The 17,148-nt window shown below is 74.5% G+C and carries 12 protein-coding genes and 2 pseudogenes; 7 read left to right on the top strand and 7 right to left on the bottom strand.

Annotation, left to right across the window (positions count from 1 at the left end):
- Positions 1 to 77 precede the first annotated feature (77 nt).
- From BJF77_RS14880 to BJF77_RS22800, 3 genes and pseudogenes are all read right to left on the bottom strand, one after another.
- On the bottom strand, positions 78 to 995 hold the full coding sequence (locus BJF77_RS14880; RefSeq protein WP_139318596.1) for a metallophosphoesterase: 918 nt from the start codon (positions 993 to 995) through the stop codon (positions 78 to 80).
- A 14-nt stretch (positions 996 to 1,009) separates the two neighbouring features.
- Complete coding sequence (locus BJF77_RS22805; RefSeq protein ID WP_369821424.1) at positions 1,010 to 2,026, bottom strand: penicillin-binding transpeptidase domain-containing protein; 1,017 nt, start codon at positions 2,024 to 2,026, stop codon at positions 1,010 to 1,012.
- A 407-nt stretch (positions 2,027 to 2,433) separates the two neighbouring features.
- Positions 2,434 to 2,970 (bottom strand): annotated as a pseudogene (locus BJF77_RS22800) (transglycosylase domain-containing protein); the annotation flags it as partial.
- A 286-nt stretch (positions 2,971 to 3,256) separates the two neighbouring features.
- Here BJF77_RS22800 and BJF77_RS14870 point away from each other — a divergent pair.
- The 3 genes from BJF77_RS14870 to BJF77_RS14860 are packed head-to-tail and all read left to right on the top strand — an operon-like array spanning position 3,257 to position 4,887.
- Positions 3,257 to 3,451 carry a hypothetical protein gene (locus BJF77_RS14870; RefSeq protein WP_047801917.1) on the top strand — a complete coding sequence of 65 codons (195 nt, stop codon included), beginning with the start codon at positions 3,257 to 3,259 and terminating at the stop codon, positions 3,449 to 3,451.
- Positions 3,452 to 3,491: 40 nt separating this feature from the next.
- The gene (locus BJF77_RS14865; RefSeq protein ID WP_047801916.1) at positions 3,492 to 3,977 is read left to right on the top strand and encodes a RidA family protein; all 486 of its coding nucleotides are present in this window, start codon (positions 3,492 to 3,494) and stop codon (positions 3,975 to 3,977) included.
- Positions 3,961 to 4,887: an NUDIX hydrolase gene (locus tag BJF77_RS14860; RefSeq protein WP_047801915.1), complete on the top strand. Its 927-nt coding sequence runs from the start codon at positions 3,961 to 3,963 to the stop codon at positions 4,885 to 4,887. Before BJF77_RS14865 ends, BJF77_RS14860 begins: the two co-directional genes overlap by 17 nt.
- A gap of 78 nt (positions 4,888 to 4,965) precedes the next feature.
- Here the strand turns inward: BJF77_RS14860 and BJF77_RS14855 are convergent, their stop codons facing one another.
- Complete coding sequence (locus BJF77_RS14855; protein WP_047801914.1) at positions 4,966 to 5,643, bottom strand: Crp/Fnr family transcriptional regulator; 678 nt, start codon at positions 5,641 to 5,643, stop codon at positions 4,966 to 4,968.
- Between the two features lie 262 nt (positions 5,644 to 5,905).
- Here BJF77_RS14855 and BJF77_RS14850 point away from each other — a divergent pair, with 262 nt between their 5' ends.
- The gene (locus tag BJF77_RS14850) at positions 5,906 to 7,078 is read left to right on the top strand and encodes a MarP family serine protease (RefSeq protein WP_075872635.1); all 1,173 of its coding nucleotides are present in this window, start codon (positions 5,906 to 5,908) and stop codon (positions 7,076 to 7,078) included.
- Between the two features lie 4 nt (positions 7,079 to 7,082).
- Here the strand turns inward: BJF77_RS14850 and aroQ are convergent, their stop codons facing one another.
- Positions 7,083 to 7,532 carry a type II 3-dehydroquinate dehydratase gene (gene aroQ / locus BJF77_RS14845; RefSeq protein WP_075872634.1) on the bottom strand — a complete coding sequence of 150 codons (450 nt, stop codon included), beginning with the start codon at positions 7,530 to 7,532 and terminating at the stop codon, positions 7,083 to 7,085.
- Between the two features lie 109 nt (positions 7,533 to 7,641).
- A pseudogene (gene acs / locus BJF77_RS14840) lies at positions 7,642 to 9,590 on the bottom strand (acetate--CoA ligase).
- 211 nt (positions 9,591 to 9,801) lie between these two features.
- Here acs and nth point away from each other — a divergent pair.
- The 3 genes from nth (at position 9,802) to BJF77_RS14825 (ending at position 15,228) form a co-directional block, all read left to right on the top strand.
- Positions 9,802 to 10,632: an endonuclease III gene (gene nth / locus BJF77_RS14835; protein WP_075872633.1), complete on the top strand. Its 831-nt coding sequence runs from the start codon at positions 9,802 to 9,804 to the stop codon at positions 10,630 to 10,632.
- Between the two features lie 86 nt (positions 10,633 to 10,718).
- On the top strand, positions 10,719 to 11,408 hold the full coding sequence (locus tag BJF77_RS14830; protein ID WP_082157331.1) for a CoA pyrophosphatase: 690 nt from the start codon (positions 10,719 to 10,721) through the stop codon (positions 11,406 to 11,408).
- A gap of 109 nt (positions 11,409 to 11,517) precedes the next feature.
- The gene (locus BJF77_RS14825; RefSeq protein WP_075872632.1) at positions 11,518 to 15,228 is read left to right on the top strand and encodes a helix-turn-helix domain-containing protein; all 3,711 of its coding nucleotides are present in this window, start codon (positions 11,518 to 11,520) and stop codon (positions 15,226 to 15,228) included.
- Between the two features lie 115 nt (positions 15,229 to 15,343).
- Here BJF77_RS14825 and BJF77_RS14820 read toward each other — a convergent pair whose 3' ends face one another.
- Positions 15,344 to 17,086 carry a bifunctional 3'-5' exonuclease/DNA polymerase gene (locus BJF77_RS14820; RefSeq protein ID WP_075872667.1) on the bottom strand — a complete coding sequence of 581 codons (1,743 nt, stop codon included), beginning with the start codon at positions 17,084 to 17,086 and terminating at the stop codon, positions 15,344 to 15,346.
- Positions 17,087 to 17,148 lie beyond the last annotated feature (62 nt).

Raw genomic sequence — 17,148 nt, 5'->3', positions numbered from 1 at the left:
GGCGAAGGACGGCGGGCGCGGGTCGACCGGCGGGCGCCAACCGGTGGAGGTCAGCCGGTCGGGGTCAGTCCGCGGGGTCAGTCGGTGAGCGTCAGCAGCACGGCCTCCGGCGGGCAGAACAGCCGGACGGGCGCGAAGCGGGAGGTGCCGAGGCCCGCCGAGATGTTGACCGGGACGCCACCCTGGGTGATCAGGCCCTTGCACCGCTCCGGTTCGAGATCGCAGTTGCTCACCAGGGCGCGCCCGCCCGGCAGGCAGACCTGTCCGCCGTGCGTGTGGCCGGCGAGCACCAGGTCCGCGCCGTCGGCGGCGAAGCGGTCCAGGGTCCGCAGATAGGGGGCGTGGGCCACCCCGAGGCGCAGGTCCGCCGTCCCAGGCGCCCCGAAGCCGGGGTGCCGGTCGTAGCCCAGGTGCGGGTCGTCCACCCCGGACAGGTCAAGGCGCAGGCCGGCGACCTCCATCCGGGCGGAGCGGTTGATCAGCGGGGTCCACCCGGCGGCGTCGAAGGCGTCGTGCATCGCCTGGGTGGGCAGCCGGGGGGCCTCGTCCCGGGTCTCGCCGGAGGTGTCCCGCCACAGGTAGCGCAGCGGGTTCTTCAGCCGCGGCGCGAAGTAGCAGTTGGACCCGGGGACGTAGGCGCCGGGGAAGCGCAGGAGCGGCTCCAGGATCTCCAGCAGCCAGGGCAGCGCCTCGGGGTGGGAGAGGTTGTCCCCGGTGTCCACCACCAGGTCGGGCTCCAGCTCCGCCAGGGAGTGCACGAAGTCCCGCACCGACCGCTGCCCGGGCCACACGTGCAGGTCGGACAGGTGCAGGAGGCGCAGCGGCGGGCTGCCCGCGGGCAGCAGCCGCAGCCGTTCGGTGCGCAGCTGGAAGCGGCGGCGCTCGACGACGACGCCCCACGCCCCGAGGCCCGCCGCCAGCGGCGGCGCCGGCCCCCGCGGCGGCGGCGGCCGCGCGCAGGGCGGGGCGGCGTGGGCGGTGTTCGCGGTGCTCATCCGGCGGACCGGGGTCAGCCCGGCCGCGAGGTGCCGTTGCGGCCCTCGAGGACCCGCTCGGAGGGCTCCTCGAACTTGCCGGTGTCGTAGTCGCGGGCCACCTCGCGCATGAAGCGCTGCCACTGGCCGCCGGCGTAGGTGGAGCCGTCCACCCAGTCGTCGCCCTCGGTGCGCTCGCCGCCGATGGACAGCCCGTTGAGGGAGCGGGAGCCGAACTCGTAGTTGCCGACCCACGAGGCGGTGGCCAGGCCCTTGGTGTAGCCGACCATCCAGGTCTGGGTCGAGTTGTCGGTGGTGCCCGTCTTGGCGGCGGAGGCCCCCGGCAGGTCGATCTCCCGCTGCCAGCCCGAGCCGCGGATCAGGGTCTGGTTCAGGGCGTAGTTGACGCCGTCGGCCACGTCCTCGTCGATGACCTGCTCGCAGGAGGTCTCGGGGATGTCGTACTCCCGGCCGGTGTAGTCCACGACCTTCTCCAGGGCGCGCGGCTCGCACATCTCGCCGCGGTTGGCGAAGGCGGAGTAGGCCCGGGCCATGGTCATCGGGGAGATGTCCACGGAGCCGCCCAGCAGGGCGGACAGGACCGTGGTGTCCACGGGCTCGCCCGCCTTGCCGTCGTGGATGCCCAGGGCGTCGGAGATCTCCCCGATGTGGCACAGGTCCAGGTCCTCGGCCATCGCGTAGATGGCGGTGTTGATGGAGTTGTACAGGCCGAAGTCGGCCTCCATCTCCCGGGTGTAGCCGGGTTCGGCGTTCTGGATCTCGAAGCCCTCGCCGTTGTTGCCGGGCTCGATCTTGTAGCCGCGCTCCAGGCAGGAGGCCTTCCACCGGTGGTCCGCCGGCCACCGGGTCTGCGTGGCGTCCAGGAGGTCCTCGGCCCCGTTGCCGGCGTCGAGCCACGTGGCGTAGGTCAGGGGCTTGTAGGTCGAGCCCACCTGGAAGCCGCCGGCCCCGCCCATCGCGCGGTCCACGTTGAAGTTGTACGTGGTGTTGGAGTCGCCCTCCTCGCCGGAGTAGTACGTGTTCTGCGCCATGGCCACGATGTCGCCGTTGGTGGGCTCGAGGGACACGAGCGCGGTGGAGACGTTGTCCGGGTTGTCGTCGCGCGGCTGCGTCTCGTTGACCGCCTCCTCGGCGCTGCGCTGGGCCTCGACGTCGAGGGTGGTGGTGATCGTGAGCCGCCCAGCTGCAGGGTCTTGAGCCGCTCCTCGGGGGTCTCGCCGAACGCCGGGTCCTGCAGGATGAGGTTCTGGACGTAGTCGCAGAAGTAGGGGGCGATCTCCGCGGCCGTGCACCCGGAGTTCGTGGGGTTCAGGTCCAGCTGGATGGGCTCGGCCGCGGCGGCCGCGTGCTCCGCCTCGGTGATCGCCCCGGTGCCCAGCATCGTGTCGAGCACGATGTTGCGCCGCTCCGTGGCCGCCTCGGGGTTGGCGGCGGGATCGTAGTAGTTGGGGGACTGCACCATGCCGGCCAGCACCGCCGACTGGGAGATGCTCAGCTCCGCGGCCGGGATGCCCCAGTAGTACTGGGCGGCGGCCTCCACGCCGTAGTTCTGTCCGCCGAAGAGGACCATGTTGAGGTAGCCCTCGAGGATCTGGTCCTTGGACAGCTCCTGCTCCATGGACAGGGCGAGCTTGATCTCCTTGATCTTGTCCGCGTAGCCCTTGTCGGCGCCGATGGTCGTGGCCTCCTCGCCGGCGCGGACCTGGGAGTCGATGATCAGGTTGTTCACGTACTGCTGCGTGATCGTCGAGGCGCCCTGGCGCGCGTCCGGGCGGATGATGTTGTTGCCCAGGGCCCGGGCGATGCCGCCGAGGTCCACGCCGCCGTGCTCGTAGAAGTCCCGGTCCTCGATGGCCAGGATCGCGTCCCGCATGTGCGGGGAGATCTGCTCCAGCGGGACGGGGGTGCGGTTCTGCGCGTAGAACGAGGCGATCTCGGTCCCGTCGCGGGCCACGACCGTGGAGGCGCGGGACATCGGCCCGGCCTCCATCTGGGCCGGGAGGTCCTTGAACCACCCGATCGAGGCGTTGGCGGCGAGGCCCGCGGCGGCTGCGGGCGGGACCAGGAGACCGGCGGCCACGATGCCGGCAACGATGCTGGTGGCGATGAACGCCACGACGTTGCCCAGGGCCGACGGTGACTGCGCGGCAGAGTTCTTGCGGGAAGCCATTGGGACAGTCTACAAGTGCGAACCTGGCCGGAACCGGTGGACGGGCCGTCACCGCGGAGCACGTCCCGCCGTTCCTGGCTACGCTGGGCCCATGACTACCTGGGAATACGCCACCGTGCCGCTCATGATCCACGCCACCAAGCAGATCCTCGACAACTGGGGTGACGACGGGTGGGAGCTCGTCACCGTGCTGCCGGGCTCCACGCCGGCCGACGTCCCGGCGGGCAACATGACCGCCCCGGTGCAGACCAACCCCATCGCCTACTTCAAGCGCCCCAAGGGCTGACGGCCGGACACCACGGCACCAGAGATCCGCGGAGGAATCCATGAGCAACCCATCCCTCGTCGACGCCCGTCTGGCCGAGCTCGGCCTCGAGCTGCCGGCGGTCGCGGCCCCCGTGGCCGCGTACGTGCCCGCCGTGGTCACCGGTTCCTGGGTGCACACCTCGGGCCAGCTGCCCTTCGTGGGCGGCGAGCTGCCCGCGACCGGCAAGGTCTCCTCGTCCGGTGATCCCGGCACCGTCTCCCCGGAGGAGGCGCACGAGCTCGCGGCCCGGGCCGCGCTCAACGCCGTCGCCGCGGTCAAGGACGCGGTGGGGGACCTGGACCGGGTGGTGCGCATCGTCAAGGTCGTGGGCTTCGTCGCCTCCGCCCCGGACTTCACCGGGCAGCCCGCGGTGATCAACGGCGCCTCCGAGCTCCTGGGCCGGATCTTCGGCGACGCCGGGGTGCACGCCCGCTCCGCGGTGGGCGTCGCGGTCCTGCCGCTCGACTCGCCGGTCGAGGTGGAGCTCGTTGCAGAGTTCCGCTGAGCCCCCGGGCGGCGCCCCCCGGCGGGGGCGGGCGCCGCAGGTGCGGTACTTCGAGGTCCCGGAGCGCCAGCGCGGGGCCGCCGAGGCCTGGGTGGAGCGCGGCTCCGGCATTCCCGGCAGCACACCGACACCGGCCTCGGCGGTGGTGTTCGTCCGCGACGGGGAGCACGGCGTGGAGACGTACCTCACCTACCGGCCGGGCAACTCGCCGCTCGGCACCGTGGGCTTCCCCGGCGGGCCCGTGGAGGCCCACGACGACGAGCCCCTGGACTGGACCGGCCCCGCGCCCACGGAGTGGGCGCGCCGGCTGGGCATGGACGGGGACGTCAGCCGCGCCCGGCGCGCCGTGGTCGCCGCGGCGCGCCACGCGTTCGAGGAGGCCGGCGTGCTGCTGGCCGGCGCGGACCCGATGAGCACGGTGGAGTCCGCGGAGGGCGCGGAGTGGATGAGCTCGCGCGAGGCGCTGGCGGTCGGGGACGTGTCCCTGGCCCAGGTGCTCGGACGCCGCCGGCTCGTGCTGCGCACGGACCTGCTGCGGCCCCTGGCGCACTGGGTCACCTCGGACTTCGCCCACCGCCGCTACGACATCCACTACTTCACCGCGGTGGTCCCCGACGGACAGGTCCCCGTCCCGCTCCAGTCCAAGGGCGTCTGGGGCCGGTGGGTGGAGGCCGCCGAGGTCGTCTCGGACCCGGTGGGCAGCCGGCTCGGGGACCTGGTGGGCCAGGAGGACACCGTGGGCCGCTCGGTCGGGGACCTGTCCTCACCGGGGGTCCAGTGCGTGCTGGAGTCGGTCGCCGAGTGCTCCTCGGCCATCGCCTTCCTCGCCCGGAAGCGGCCCGTCGTCACCCGCAACCCGGTGCTCGAGGTCCGGGACGGCCGCCCGGTGCTGCGCCTCGACTGGTCGTGAGCCGCCGGCCCGATCGCCGGGAACGGACACGGCCCGGTCACCCGCGAGGGTGACCGGGCCGTGTCCGTCCGGGCGGGCTCAGCGGCTGCGCTGCTTGAGCCGCTGCAGGTCCAGGATCACCACGGCGCGGGCCTCCAGCCGGATCCAGCCGCGCTGGACGAACTCGGCCAGCGCCTTGTTGACGGTCTCCCGGGAGGCGCCCACGAGCTGGGCCAGCTCCTCCTGCGTCAGCTCGTGCGCCACGAGGATGCCGTCCGTGGCGGGGCGGCCGAAGCGGTCGGCCAGGTCCAGGAGGGCCTTGGCCACGCGGCCGGGCACGTCCGAGAAGACGAGGTCGGCGAGGCTCTCGTTGGTGCGCCGCAGCCGGCGGGCGAGGGCCTGGAGCAGCTGCGCGGACACGTCCGGGGAACGCTCGATGACCTTCTTGAGGTTCTCGTGCTTGAGCCCGGCCAGGCGCGTCTCGGACACGGCGGTGGCGGACGTGGAGCGCGGGCTCGGGTCGAACAGGGCCATCTCGCCGAACAGCTCGCCCGGGCCCATGATGGCCACGAGGCTCTCGCGTCCGTCCGCGGCGGTCCGCCCGAGCTTGATCTTGCCCGAGACGATGAAGTACAGCTGGTCGCCCGGATCGCCCTCGTGGAAGAGCGTGGAGCCGCGCGAGAGGTCGACCTCGGTGAGCTCCTCGGTCAGGGCGGCGAACGCCTGGTCGTCCAGGGACGCGAACAGGGGCGCGCGGCGGAGGACGTCGATATCCATGGTTCTCCTCAGAGTAACGCCGCCGTCGAGCCGTGGCCCGCGGCGGCCGATGTCAGCGGGGGTCGCCCGCACCTGCGTGTGAGCGACCTAACGTACCTGACGTTCACTGTAGTGTCTCCGGCGCGCGATTCCCAAGGACGGGCGTGGCGGGCCGGGGCCGGGGACGGACGAGCCCTACGAATCTCACAGCCGGGGTCCCTATGCTGGTGGCTCGCTCCCGGGCCCCGGCCCCCAGAACACCCCGAACACCCAGAGGAACCCGATGTCTCCGTCCTTCAACCTGCTCGACGGCCTGCTGGTCGTGGTGCTGCTGGGCTATCTCTTCTACGGGTTCAGCCGCGGGTTCTTCAACTCACTGTTCTCGCTGGCCGGCCTCGTGCTGGGGGCCGTGGCGGCGTTCACCGCCGCGCCGTGGGTCAGCGCGCAGGTCGACGCCCAGTACCGGGTGGGCGCCGTGCTGGCCACGGTGCTCGTGCTGCTGATCGCGGGCCAGATGCTCGGCGGGATGCTCGGCCGCGCCCTGTCCGCGGTGACGGAGCGGATGCGCCTGGGGCTGCTGAACCGGATCGCCGGGGCGGCCCTGGACGTGGCCGTGGCGGCGCTGGTGCTCTCGCTGCTCGCCTCGCTCGTGGGCCAGCTCGGCATCCCCTCGGTGTCCCAGCAGGTCGCCTCCTCCGCGGTGCTGCGCACGATCGACGAGCGCACCCCCGCCCCGGTCCGCGAGGTGGTGACCGAGGCGCGGGACGCCGTGGGCGGGGCCACCGGCATCCGGCAGCTGGACGCCCTGCTGTTCCCGGCCGCGGAGGCCCCCGCGGCCGGCGCGGCGACACCGGCGCAGGAGCAGGCCGGTGAGTCCGTGCTGAAGGTGTACGGCACCGCGGACGAGTGCCGGCAGAACCAGACCGGCTCCGGCTTCGCGACGGCCCCCGGTCAGGTGGTGACCAACGCCCACGTCGTCGCCGGGGTCACCGAGCCCGTCGTGCAGACCCGGGACGGGCGGGTGCACACCGCCTCGGTCGTGCACTACGACCCGGACGCGGACCTCGCCGTGCTCTCCGCCCCGGGCCTGCAGGTGCCGGGCCTGGCACTCGGGCAGGACCCCGCGCCGGGGGACCTCGTCGCGTTCATGGGCTACCCCCTGGGCGGGCCCTTCGCCGTCGGGCCCGCCACCGTGCAGGGCGCCGCCCTGGCCCCGGTGCCCGGCGACGGCGCCGCCCCCGCGACCATGGAGATCATCCAGCTGGCCGGTGAGGTGCAGCAGGGCAACTCGGGCGGTCCGCTGGTGGCCCAGGACGGGACGGTGGTCGGGGTGGTCTTCGCCAAGGCCCTCGAGGGGCAGGTCGGCTACGCCCTCACCCTGGCCGAGCTGCGCGGCGCCCTGGACCAGGCCGCGGGCCGGACCGAGGCGCTCGTGCCGGGCACGTGCGCGGCGTGAGGGATCAGCCCTCCAGGGTGCGCAGCAGGTGCTCGACGGCCAGCTCGTAGCCGAGGGCGCCCGCACCGGCGATCACCACGTCCGCCTGCAGGGACACGTAGGAGGTGTGCCGGAACGGCTCGCGCCGGTGCACGTTGGACAGGTGCACCTCGACCACGGGCAGCTCCGCCGCCTCGAGCGCGTCGTGGATCGCGACCGAGGTGTGGGTGTACGCCGCGGGGTTGATGACGATGGCCGCGCCCGCGGTCCGGGCCTCGTGGATCTGGTCCACCAGGACGCCCTCGTGGTTGGTCTGGCGGAACTCCACCTCCCACCCGCCGGCCGCGGCCCGGGCGCGCACGTTCTGCTCCACGTCGGCGAGCGTCGTGGTGCCGTACACCTCCGGGCGCCGGGTGCCGAGCAGGTTGAGGTTCGGGCCGTTGAGGACGTAGATCGGTCTGCGCGTGGTGGTCATGCCCCGCATCCTCTCACCCCCGGCGCACCGGTCCCCGGACGTGGCGGCGCCCCCTCGCGCGGCAGGGGCGAGGGGGCGCCGCGGTCCGGTGCGGGAGTCCCGGGCGGGACTACTTGGCCAGCGAGTCCACGATCTGCTGCATCACCGTCTGGTCCGCGAGCGTCGAGACGTCGCCGACCTCCCGGTCCTCGGCGACGTCCTTGAGCAGGCGGCGCATGATCTTCCCGGAGCGGGTCTTCGGCAGCTCGGGCACGATCAGGACCTTCTTCGGCTTGGCGATCGGGGAGATCTCCTTGCCACGTGGGCGCGCATCTCCTCGGCGAGCTCCGCCTTGTCCCGGCCCTCGGCGTCGGCCTGGTCGGAGAGGATCACGAAGGCGATCACGGCCTGCCCGGTGGTCTCGTCCGTGGCGCCCACCACCGCGGCCTCCGCCACGGAGGGGTGGGAGACGAGCGCGGACTCGATCTCCGGGGTGGAGAGGCGGTGCCCGGAGACGTTCATCACGTCGTCCACCCGGCCCAGGATCCAGACGTCCCCGTCCTCGTCGCGCTTGGCGCCGTCACCGGCGAAGTACATGTCCCCGAACCGGGACCAGTAGGTGTCCACGTAGCGGTCGTCGTCGCCCCAGATGGTGCGCAGCATCGACGGCCACGGCTCGCGCAGCACCAGGAACCCGGAGGTCCCGTCGGGCACCGGCTGCCCGTTGTCGTCCACGACGTCCACCTTGATGCCGGGCATGGGCACCTGCGCCGAGCCCGGCTTGGCCACGGTCACGCCGGGCAGCTGGGAGATCATGATGGCGCCGGTCTCGGTCTGCCACCAGGTGTCCACGATCGGGCAGCGCCCGCCGCCGATGACCCGGTGGAACCAGGTCCACGCCTCCGGGTTGATGGCCTCGCCCACGGTGCCGAGCACGCGCAGCGACGAGAGGTCGTACTCGCCCGGGATCTCCTCGCCCCACTTCATCATGGTGCGGATCGCGGTGGGGGAGGTGTACATGATGGTCACCCCGTACTTCTGCACGATCTCCCAGAACCTGCCGCGGTGCGGGGAGTCCGGGGTGCCCTCGTAGATGACCTGGGTGGAGCCGTTGACCAGGGGCGCGTAGGCCACGTAGGAGTGGCCGGTGACCCACCCGACGTCGGCGGTGCACCAGTAGACGTCGGTCTCCGGCTTGAGGTCGAAGACGTACTTGTGCGTGAACGCGCCCTGGGTGAGGTAGCCGCCCGTGGTGTGCATGATGCCCTTGGGCTTGCCGGTGGTGCCCGAGGTGTAGAGCACGAACAGCGGGTCCTCGGCGCCCTGCTCGGCCGGGGTGTGCTCGGTCGAGGCCGAGCCGACGGCGTCGTGCCACCACACGTCCCGGCCCTCGGTCATCTCGACCTCGGCCTCGTTGCGGCGCACCACGAGGACGTGCTCCACGGAGGACGCGCCCTGGGAGAGGGCCTCGTCGACGGCGGGCTTGAGCATGGAGGGCTTGCCGCGGCGGAAGGAACCGTCCGCGGTGACCACCAGCTTCGCCTGCCCGTCCTCGACGCGGGAGCGCAGCGCGTCCGCGGAGAAGCCACCGAAGACCACGGAGTGGATCGCGCCGATCCGCGCGCAGGCCAGCATCGAGATGACGGCCTCGGCGATCATCGGCAGGTACAGGGCCACGCGGTCGCCCTTGACCACACCCAGGCCCTGCATCGCGTTGGCGGCCTTCGACACCTCGTCCTTGAGCTGCGCGTAGGTGTAGCTGCGGCTGTCGCCCGGCTCGCCCTCGAAGTGGATGGCCACGCGGTCCCCGTTGCCGGCCTCCACGTGCCGGTCCACGGCGTTGTAGCAGGCGTTGAGGGTGCCGTCCTGGAACCACTTGGCGAACGGCGGGTTGGACCAGTCGAGGACCTCGGTGAAGTCCTTGTTCCAGGTCAGCAGCTCGCGGGCCTGACGGGCCCAGAAATCGACGCCCTCGGCCTCCGCCTGGTCGTAGAGCTCGGCGCCGGCGTTGGCCTGGGCGGTGAACTCCGGGCTGGGGGCAAAGGTCTGGGTCTCGGCGGGCGTGGTGTCCGAAGCCATCTGGTCTTCCCTTCTCGTGGCGCACCCCGCACGGACCCCCGGTGCCCCCGGACGCCCGTGTCGCGGCTCACATGGTGTCAGAGTCACCCTAGACGATCGCCCCACCCGGTTCCACAGACGCCCCGCCGTGAGGAGTCACGGAACCGGGCCCCCGGAGCGGCCTAGAATCGAGGGATGGTCCCATCCGCCGTGCCGCCGCCACCTGCGCCTCGTGGACCCCGCGAAGGCGCGGGCCGGCGCGGCGCGCCGCCGCCGCACCGGGACGCCGGAATCACCGCTGTCGCTCAAGCGCCGGGCCCGGCGGATCAACGCGGTCCTCGCCGAGGCCTACCCCTACGCGGTCGCCGAACTGGACTTCCGCTCGCCCTACGAGCTGCTCGTGGCCACGGTGCTCTCCGCGCAGACCACGGACGTGCGCGTGAACGCGACCACGCCCCGGCTGTTCGCCGCCTGTCCGACGCCGCGGGCGCTCGCCGAGGCGGACGAGGCCGAGGTCCAGGAGATCGTGCGGCCGCTGGGCTTCTACCGGGCCAAGACCCGGGCGATCCAGGCCCTGGCGCAGAAGATCGTGGACGACCACGACGGTGAGGTGCCCGGCCGGCTGGAGGACCTGGTCACCCTGCCCGGCGTGGGCCGCAAGACCGCCAACGTGGTGCTGGGCAACGCCTTCGGGGTGCCCGGGATCACCGTGGACACCCACTTCGGCCGGCTGGCCCGCCGCTTCGGCTGGACGGCCGAGGAGGACCCGGTCAAGGTGGAGCGCGACGTCGCGGCGCTGTTCGAGCCGCGCGACTGGACGGACCTGTCCCAGCGCCTCGTCTACCACGGGCGCCGCATCTGCCACTCCCGCCGCCCGGCGTGCGGGGTGTGCCCCGTCGCGGACCTGTGCCCGTCCTACGGCGAGGGCCCCACGGACACCGCCGAGGCGGCGTCGCTGCTCAAGTACGAGTTCGCCCCCGGCCGGGAGGAGCTGCTGGGGCAGTTCCTCGCCGGCCGCACCCGGGCCGAGCTGCAGGCCGACGGCTGGTCGCTGAGCTCGTGAGCGCCGCCGAGGACGTCGGGGGAGCACCGCGGGGCCACGCCTACCGGGACCTGCTGCGGGTGGCTCGCAACGGCCACAGCCTGCGGATGGAGGACCGTGAGCCGTGGCGGATCGGGCGCATCGACGAGAACTACCGGCGCTCCGCGGTGCTCATCCTCTTCGGGGCGCTCGACGACCTTCCCTCCCGCAGCCGCGCGCACGCGGAGGGGGTGGGACGCGACCTGGACGTCCTGCTCGTCCAGCGCGCCGCGACCCTGCGCTCCCACCCGGGACAGGTCGCCTTCCCCGGCGGCCGCCTCGACCCCGAGGACGGGGACCCGCACGAACTGGTCCCCGTGCCCGGCGGCCGGGTGAGCGGCGCCCACGTGCGCGCCGCCCTGCGCGAGGCCGAGGAGGAGACGGGGCTGGACCCGCGGGGCGTGGAGGTGCTCGGCGCCCTCGCCCCGGTGCCGCTGCCGGTCTCCAACCACCTCGTCACCCCGGTGCTCGGCTGGTGGCAGGACGTCTCGCCCGTGGACGTCGTCGACCACGCCGAGTCCTCCCTGGTCTTCCGCGTGCCGGTCCTGGACCTGATCGACCCGGCCAACCGGCACTACGCAGCGGTGACGCGCGGCCGGCAGACCTACCGCTCGCCGGCCTTCGCGGTGCCCGTGGCCGGCACCGACGCCCGGGTGACCGTCTGGGGGTTCACCGGCGTGCTCCTGGACCGGGTGCTCACCGCCCTCGGCTGGGCCGTGCCGTGGGACACCGACCGGGTCCTGCCGGCACCGCTCTAGCAGGTCCCGGGGACATCGCGCACCTCCGGGCGCAACATTGCCGGAGCGCAGGCAAGCCGACTTACGATGCCAGGGTCCCCCCTGCCCACGACCCCCGAGGAGGCTCCCGGTGGCCTCGCCCCGACCCGGCGCCGACCGGCCGCGGCTCGCCGAGCAGCTCAGCGCCGCCCGCCGCCGCCGCGGCCTGTCGGTGCGCGCGCTCGCCGCGGCCTGCCGCCTGCCCGCCAGCACCATCCAGGGCTGGCTCAGCGGGGCGCACCTGCCCGGCCCGGCCCTGCGCGAGGAGTTCACGGCCCTCCTGGACGCCCTCGGCCTCACCGAGGAGCGCCCGGCGGAGCAGTGGTGGGAGGACGTCAACCGCTCCCGCACGCCCGTCCAGCCCGCGACCACCCCGTACGTGGGCCTGCGCTCCTACCGCGCCGAGGACGAGGCGCACTTCTTCGGGCGGACCGCGGAGGTCGCCGAGCTCGGGGAGCGGGTGACCCGGCTGGCCGGTGCCGACGGGGCCCGCATCCTCGCCGTCGTGGCCGCCTCGGGCGCGGGCAAGTCCTCCCTGCTGGGGGCCGGCCTGCTCGGCCGGCTGCGCGCCGAGGGCCAGCCGCTGCACGGGTGGAGCGCCCTGGCCACCACACCGGGCCTGGACCCCGAGCGCCGGCTCGACGACGCGGTGGAGGCCGGCCCGGACCTGCTCGTCGTCGACCAGCTGGAGGAGCTGTGGACCGGCACCCGGGACGCCGAGCAGCCCGGGCGGTTCCTGGACCGGCTCGCCGCCGCGAGCCGGGACCGGGTGGTCGTGGTGGGCCTGCGCGCGGACTTCTTCGGCAAGGCCAGCAGCCACGCCGAGCTGCGCGCCGCCCTGGAGCGCCCCGTGCTGCTCGGCGCGCTGACCCGCGAGCAGCTGCAGCAGATCGTCGTCGGCCCCGCCGAGGCCGTCGGCGCCCGTGTCTCCCCGGACCTGGTCGAGGTGATCCTGCGCGACGTGGCCCCCCGCGGCGCGGAGATCGGGGTGGGGCTGCTGCCCCTGCTCTCCCAGGCCCTGCTCGGCACGTGGGAGCACGCCCGCACCCGCGAGCTCACCGTGGCCGACTACCACGCCGCGGGCGGCATCACGGAGGCCGTGGACCGCCGGGCCGAGGAGGTCTACGCCGCGCTGGAGCCCGGTGAGCGGGACCTCGCCCGGGCCATCTTCCTGCGCCTGGTGCGCGTGGTGGGCACCGGCTCCTCCGCCGCCGTGGTGCGCACCCCGGTCCCGCGCGAGGAGCTGCCCGAGGGCGGTCCCGCCGTGGTGGAGCACTTCGCCCGCGCCCGGCTGCTGACCGTGGACCGGGACGAGGTCCAGCTCAGCCACGAGTCCCTGCTCGACCACTGGTCCCGGCTCAGCCGCTGGATCGAGGACGGCCGGCGCGACCTCTACGTCCGGCAGCAGCTGCAGCGGGCCACCCAGATGTGGCTGGCCAACGACCGCGATCCCCTCGCGCTGATCCCGCTGGGCCAGCTGGCCTCCTTCCGGGACTGGACCGGGGACCCGCAGCAGCAGGTGCTGCTCAGCCCGGCCGAGTGCGAGTACCTGGCGGAGAGCGAACGGCACTACGACGACGCCCTCGAGCGGCAGAAGCGCACGGCCCGGGAGATCGAGCGGCGCGGCCACGTGGCGCTCGTCCTGCTGGCCCTGGCGGTCTGCGCGGCCGTGGTCGCGGGCGCCCTGGGCATCCGGGCGGAGCGCTTCCAGGTCGACGCGGAGACGGCCCGTGACCAGGCCCTGTCCCGGCAGACGGCGCTGGAGGCCTCCCGCATCCGGGGGGAGTCGCCGAACCTGGCCGCCCAGCTCAGTCTCGCGGCGTACCGGATGTCGCCCACCCGGGAGGGCGTCTCCGCCCTCATCGACGCGACCGCGGTGAGCGCCCCGGAGCGCTGGCTGGGTCCGGACGGCGCGTCCCGGCTCGCGGCGCTGGACGACGGCTCGGTGGTGGCGCGCGCCGCCGGGGACGGCCGGCTGTCCGTGTGGTGGGACTTCGAGAGCCTGGTCGAGGACCGGGAGGACGTCGTGGTCCTCGACGACGCGGAGCGGGGCCTGGCCGACGTCGACCTCGTGGAGCGGGACGGCAGGGTGCTCGCGGCGGTCGCCGGGACCGGCCACGTCAGCCTGTGGGACGTCACCGAGCGGCCCGTGCGGCGGATCGCCGGCCTGGAGGTGGACACCGGGACCCCGTTCAACGCGGTGGTGTTCTCGCCCGGCGGGCGGCAGCTGCTGGCCGGCGGCCGGGGCGAGGTGCTGCGCTGGTCGCTCGAGGACCCCGGGTCCCCGCGGGCGCTGCCGCGGCTGCCCCTGGGCGAGGACGCCGACGTCCTCGCCGTCGCCGCGGCCGCCGACGGCACCGTCTACGCCGGCGGGAGCTCCGCGGGCCTCGTCCGGTACGCCACCGACGGCCGGGACGCCGAGCGCCTCGACCCGGTGCCCACGGGCCGGACCGTCCGGTCCCTGGCCCTCGACGACGACGGCGCCCGCCTGGCCGTGGGGCTGAGCGCCCGCGAGCTGCGGCTCTACGACGTCGAGGGCGAGCGTCTGGCCGAGGCCGGGACCGTCCGCGACTTCGGCAGCTGGGTCAGCGACGTCAGCTTCTCCCCGGACGGGGAGCAGATCGTGGCCGCGAGCTTCGACCAGAACGCCTACGTGCACCGGCTGCCCGATCTCGCGCGCGTGGAGGTGTTCCCCACGGCGGCCCGGGTGACGGGGGCGCTGCGGGTGGGCGAGCGGCTGATCACCGCCTCCCAGGACGGCACCACCCGCTCGTGGGACCTGGAGGGCCCGGTGATCCACCGCCGCGGGGAGCCGGTGTACCAGCTCTCCGCCGACCGCTCGGCCACGGTGCTCAGCGCCGTGGGCATCGGCGCGGGCGTCGTCTCCCTGTTCGACCTCACCGGGGAGGTGCCCGTGCCGCTGCCGTCGCCGGAGGCCCCGCCCGGGAAGACCCTCTGGTACGCGGGCGCCGTGGCCCCCGACGCCTCGTTCGTGGCCGGCGGCACCGAGGACGGGGACGTCCTGGCCTGGCCCCTCGAGGACGGGCGCCCGCAGGAGCCGGCGCGGGCCGCGGCCCTGGACGTGGGGGTCACGGGCGCCGACGTGACGGCGGACGGCTCCACGATCGCGGCGTGGTCCGAGGTCGGCACCGAGGTCGCCCTCCTGCGCCGTGACGCCGGCGGAGGAGTCCGGCGCGTGTCCACGATCCCGGTGGCCGGGACGGAGGCGGCGCGGTTCAACGCCTCGGGGACGGTGCTCGCGGCGGCGGACGACTCGAGGCACGTGCAGCTGTGGGACGTCTCCGACCCCGCCGCGCCCCGCCGGACCGCGGAGCTCACCCTGGACTCGGTCGTGACCTCGGCCGTGTTCTCCCCGGTGGCCGACGTCCTGGCCGTGGGGACCGAGGGCGGGCGGGTGCGTCTCTGGGACGTCGCGGACCCGTCCGAGCCCCACCCCCTGGGCGAGACCTCCGACGCCCTGTCCTCGGTCAAGGGACTGCAGTTCTCCCCGGACGGCACCCTGCTGGCGGGCGCCTCGGGGGACAAGTTCGTGTGGATCTGGAAGGTCGGCGCCGCGGACCTGAGCGTCTACGCGGCCCTGTCCGCCTCCGGGGACCGGATGAACGACGTGCGCTTCGTCGGCGACCAGCTGATCGCCACCGGCGACGACGGCGTGGTGCGCAGCTGGCTGGTGCAGGCGGAGGACGCGGTCAGCGCGGTCTGCGCGGCCCGCGGGGACCGGATCACCGAGGACGAGTGGAGCCGGCACGTGACGGGAGCCCCGTACCGGGACCTGTGCTGAGCCCGGCGCCGGCGGCCGTTCCCGTCCGGGGCCCTGTGCCGGGGGCCGCGCCGAGCGCTGCGCCCCGGCCGGTGCCGGGCCCCGAGCCGGGCCCGGGGCGGGGCCGGCGGGCCGCTCACTTGGCGTCCGCGTAGGACTCCACCACGGCCACGCTGACGGGGAACTCCACCGGGATCCGGCCGAACACCATCCGCCCCGCCTGCTCGGCGCATCCCCGGACCAGCTCGGCCGCGCGCTCGGCCTCCTCCCGGGCGCAGTGCAGCACGATCTCGTCGTGCAGGAAGAAGACGAGCTCGGCGTCGATCCCCTCCCGCACGAGGGCGGAACGGATGGCGCCCATCCAGCACATCGCCCACTCCGCCGCGGTGCCCTGCACCACGAAGTTACGGGTGAACCGGCCCTGGCCGCGGGCCATCGCCCCGGCGCGCCGCTCGGCCTCCGCCGTCGCGGTGTCGCGCTGGGCCGCGTCCCAGTCCGGCCCCGGCCGGGGCGACCAGCGGCCCAGGTGCGTGCACACCTGCCCGCCGGTCTCCCCGACGCGGGCCGCCCGCTCGACGTAGTCCACGGCCCGCGGGAACATCCGGGCCAGGTGCGGCATGAGCCGCCCGGACTGCCCGGTGGTGGCCCCGTACATGGCGCCCAGCATGGCCACCTTCGCCTGCGGGCGCTCGGTCAGCTCCGATCCGCGCTCCTCGCCCAGGTCCGCGATGGCCTGGTACAGGTCACGGCCGTGGGAGGCGGCGGCCAGGGCGTCGTCGTGGGCGAGGGCCGCGAGGACGCGCGGCTCCAGCTGGGCGGCGTCGGCGACGACCAGCACCCGTCCCGGGTCCGCCCGCACGGCGTCCCGCACCACGTGCGGGATCTGCAGGGCGCCGCCGCCGCGGGCCGACCACCGTCCGGTGACCACGCCGCCCACCACGTACTCGGGCCGGAAGCGGCCCTCCCGCACCCAGCTGTCCAGCCAGTGCCACCCGTTGGCGCTGAGCAGCCGGGCCTGCTTCTTGTGCTCCAGGATCGGCTCGATCAGCGCCTGGCGCCGCGCGGCCAGGTCGGGCACGGCCCGGGCCCACTCGACGAGCTCCCACTGCCGGGTGCTGGTCACGTCGATGCCCGCCGCGCGCATGGCCTTGAGCAGCTCCTGCGGGGAGTCCGGGTTCAGCCCGGGGGCGTGCAGCACCTCCCGCAGCCGCCGGACGGTCCGCTCCATCCGCTCGGGCCGCTCCCCGGGGGCCGGCTCGGGCCCGAGCGCGTCCTCCAGCAGGGCGCGGTGGACGTCCTCGCGCCAGGGCACCCCGGCATGCTGCATCTCCGCGGCGATCAGCGCCCCCTGGGACTCCGCCGCCAGCAGGAGGGTCAGCCGGCGGGGGTCCGCCGCGCCGGCCACGGCGGCGAGCTGGGCCAGCAGCTCGCCCACGAGCTCGTCCACCCCCGGCCCGGCGGCGCGCGGCAGCTCGAACAGGCTCGACTGGTCCTGCGCCGGCCGCGGGGGCGGGAGCAGGCCGGGCGCCTCGTCCTCCGGCAGCGCCGGCAGGACGGGGGCGTAGGGGAGGGGGCCCTGCGCCCCGGAGCCGTGCGCGGTCGCGGCCGTGGCGAGGATCGCCTGGCACAGCCGCAGGTCGTGGCACCGTTCGACGCGCGCTCCCGCGGCCAGCAGCTCGGGATAGAGCGCTCCGGTGCGCTCCCACGCCCAGCGCGGGGCGGTGTCGCCGGCCCGGCGGGCGGCCTCCTCGCGCGCGGCGACGAACGCGGCCAGCTCCCCGGCGGGCACGTCCACGGCGGCGCCGGCCACCCCATCGGACACCACCACGGCACGGTGCCCGGCCCGTCCCTCCTCCGCTGCTCCCACCACGATGTGCATCCGGCCATTGTCCTGCACGGGTCCGTCACCGTAGGCCGGTGCCCGGACTGCACACGCGCCCG

The organism is Kocuria sp. CNJ-770 (genome assembly GCF_001942375.1).
In the GTDB taxonomy this organism is placed as follows: Bacteria; Actinomycetota; Actinomycetes; order Actinomycetales; family Micrococcaceae; genus Kocuria; species Kocuria oceani.
The sequence above is the reverse complement of the archived record's forward strand: the minus strand, read 5'-3'. Positions and strand labels throughout refer to the sequence as shown.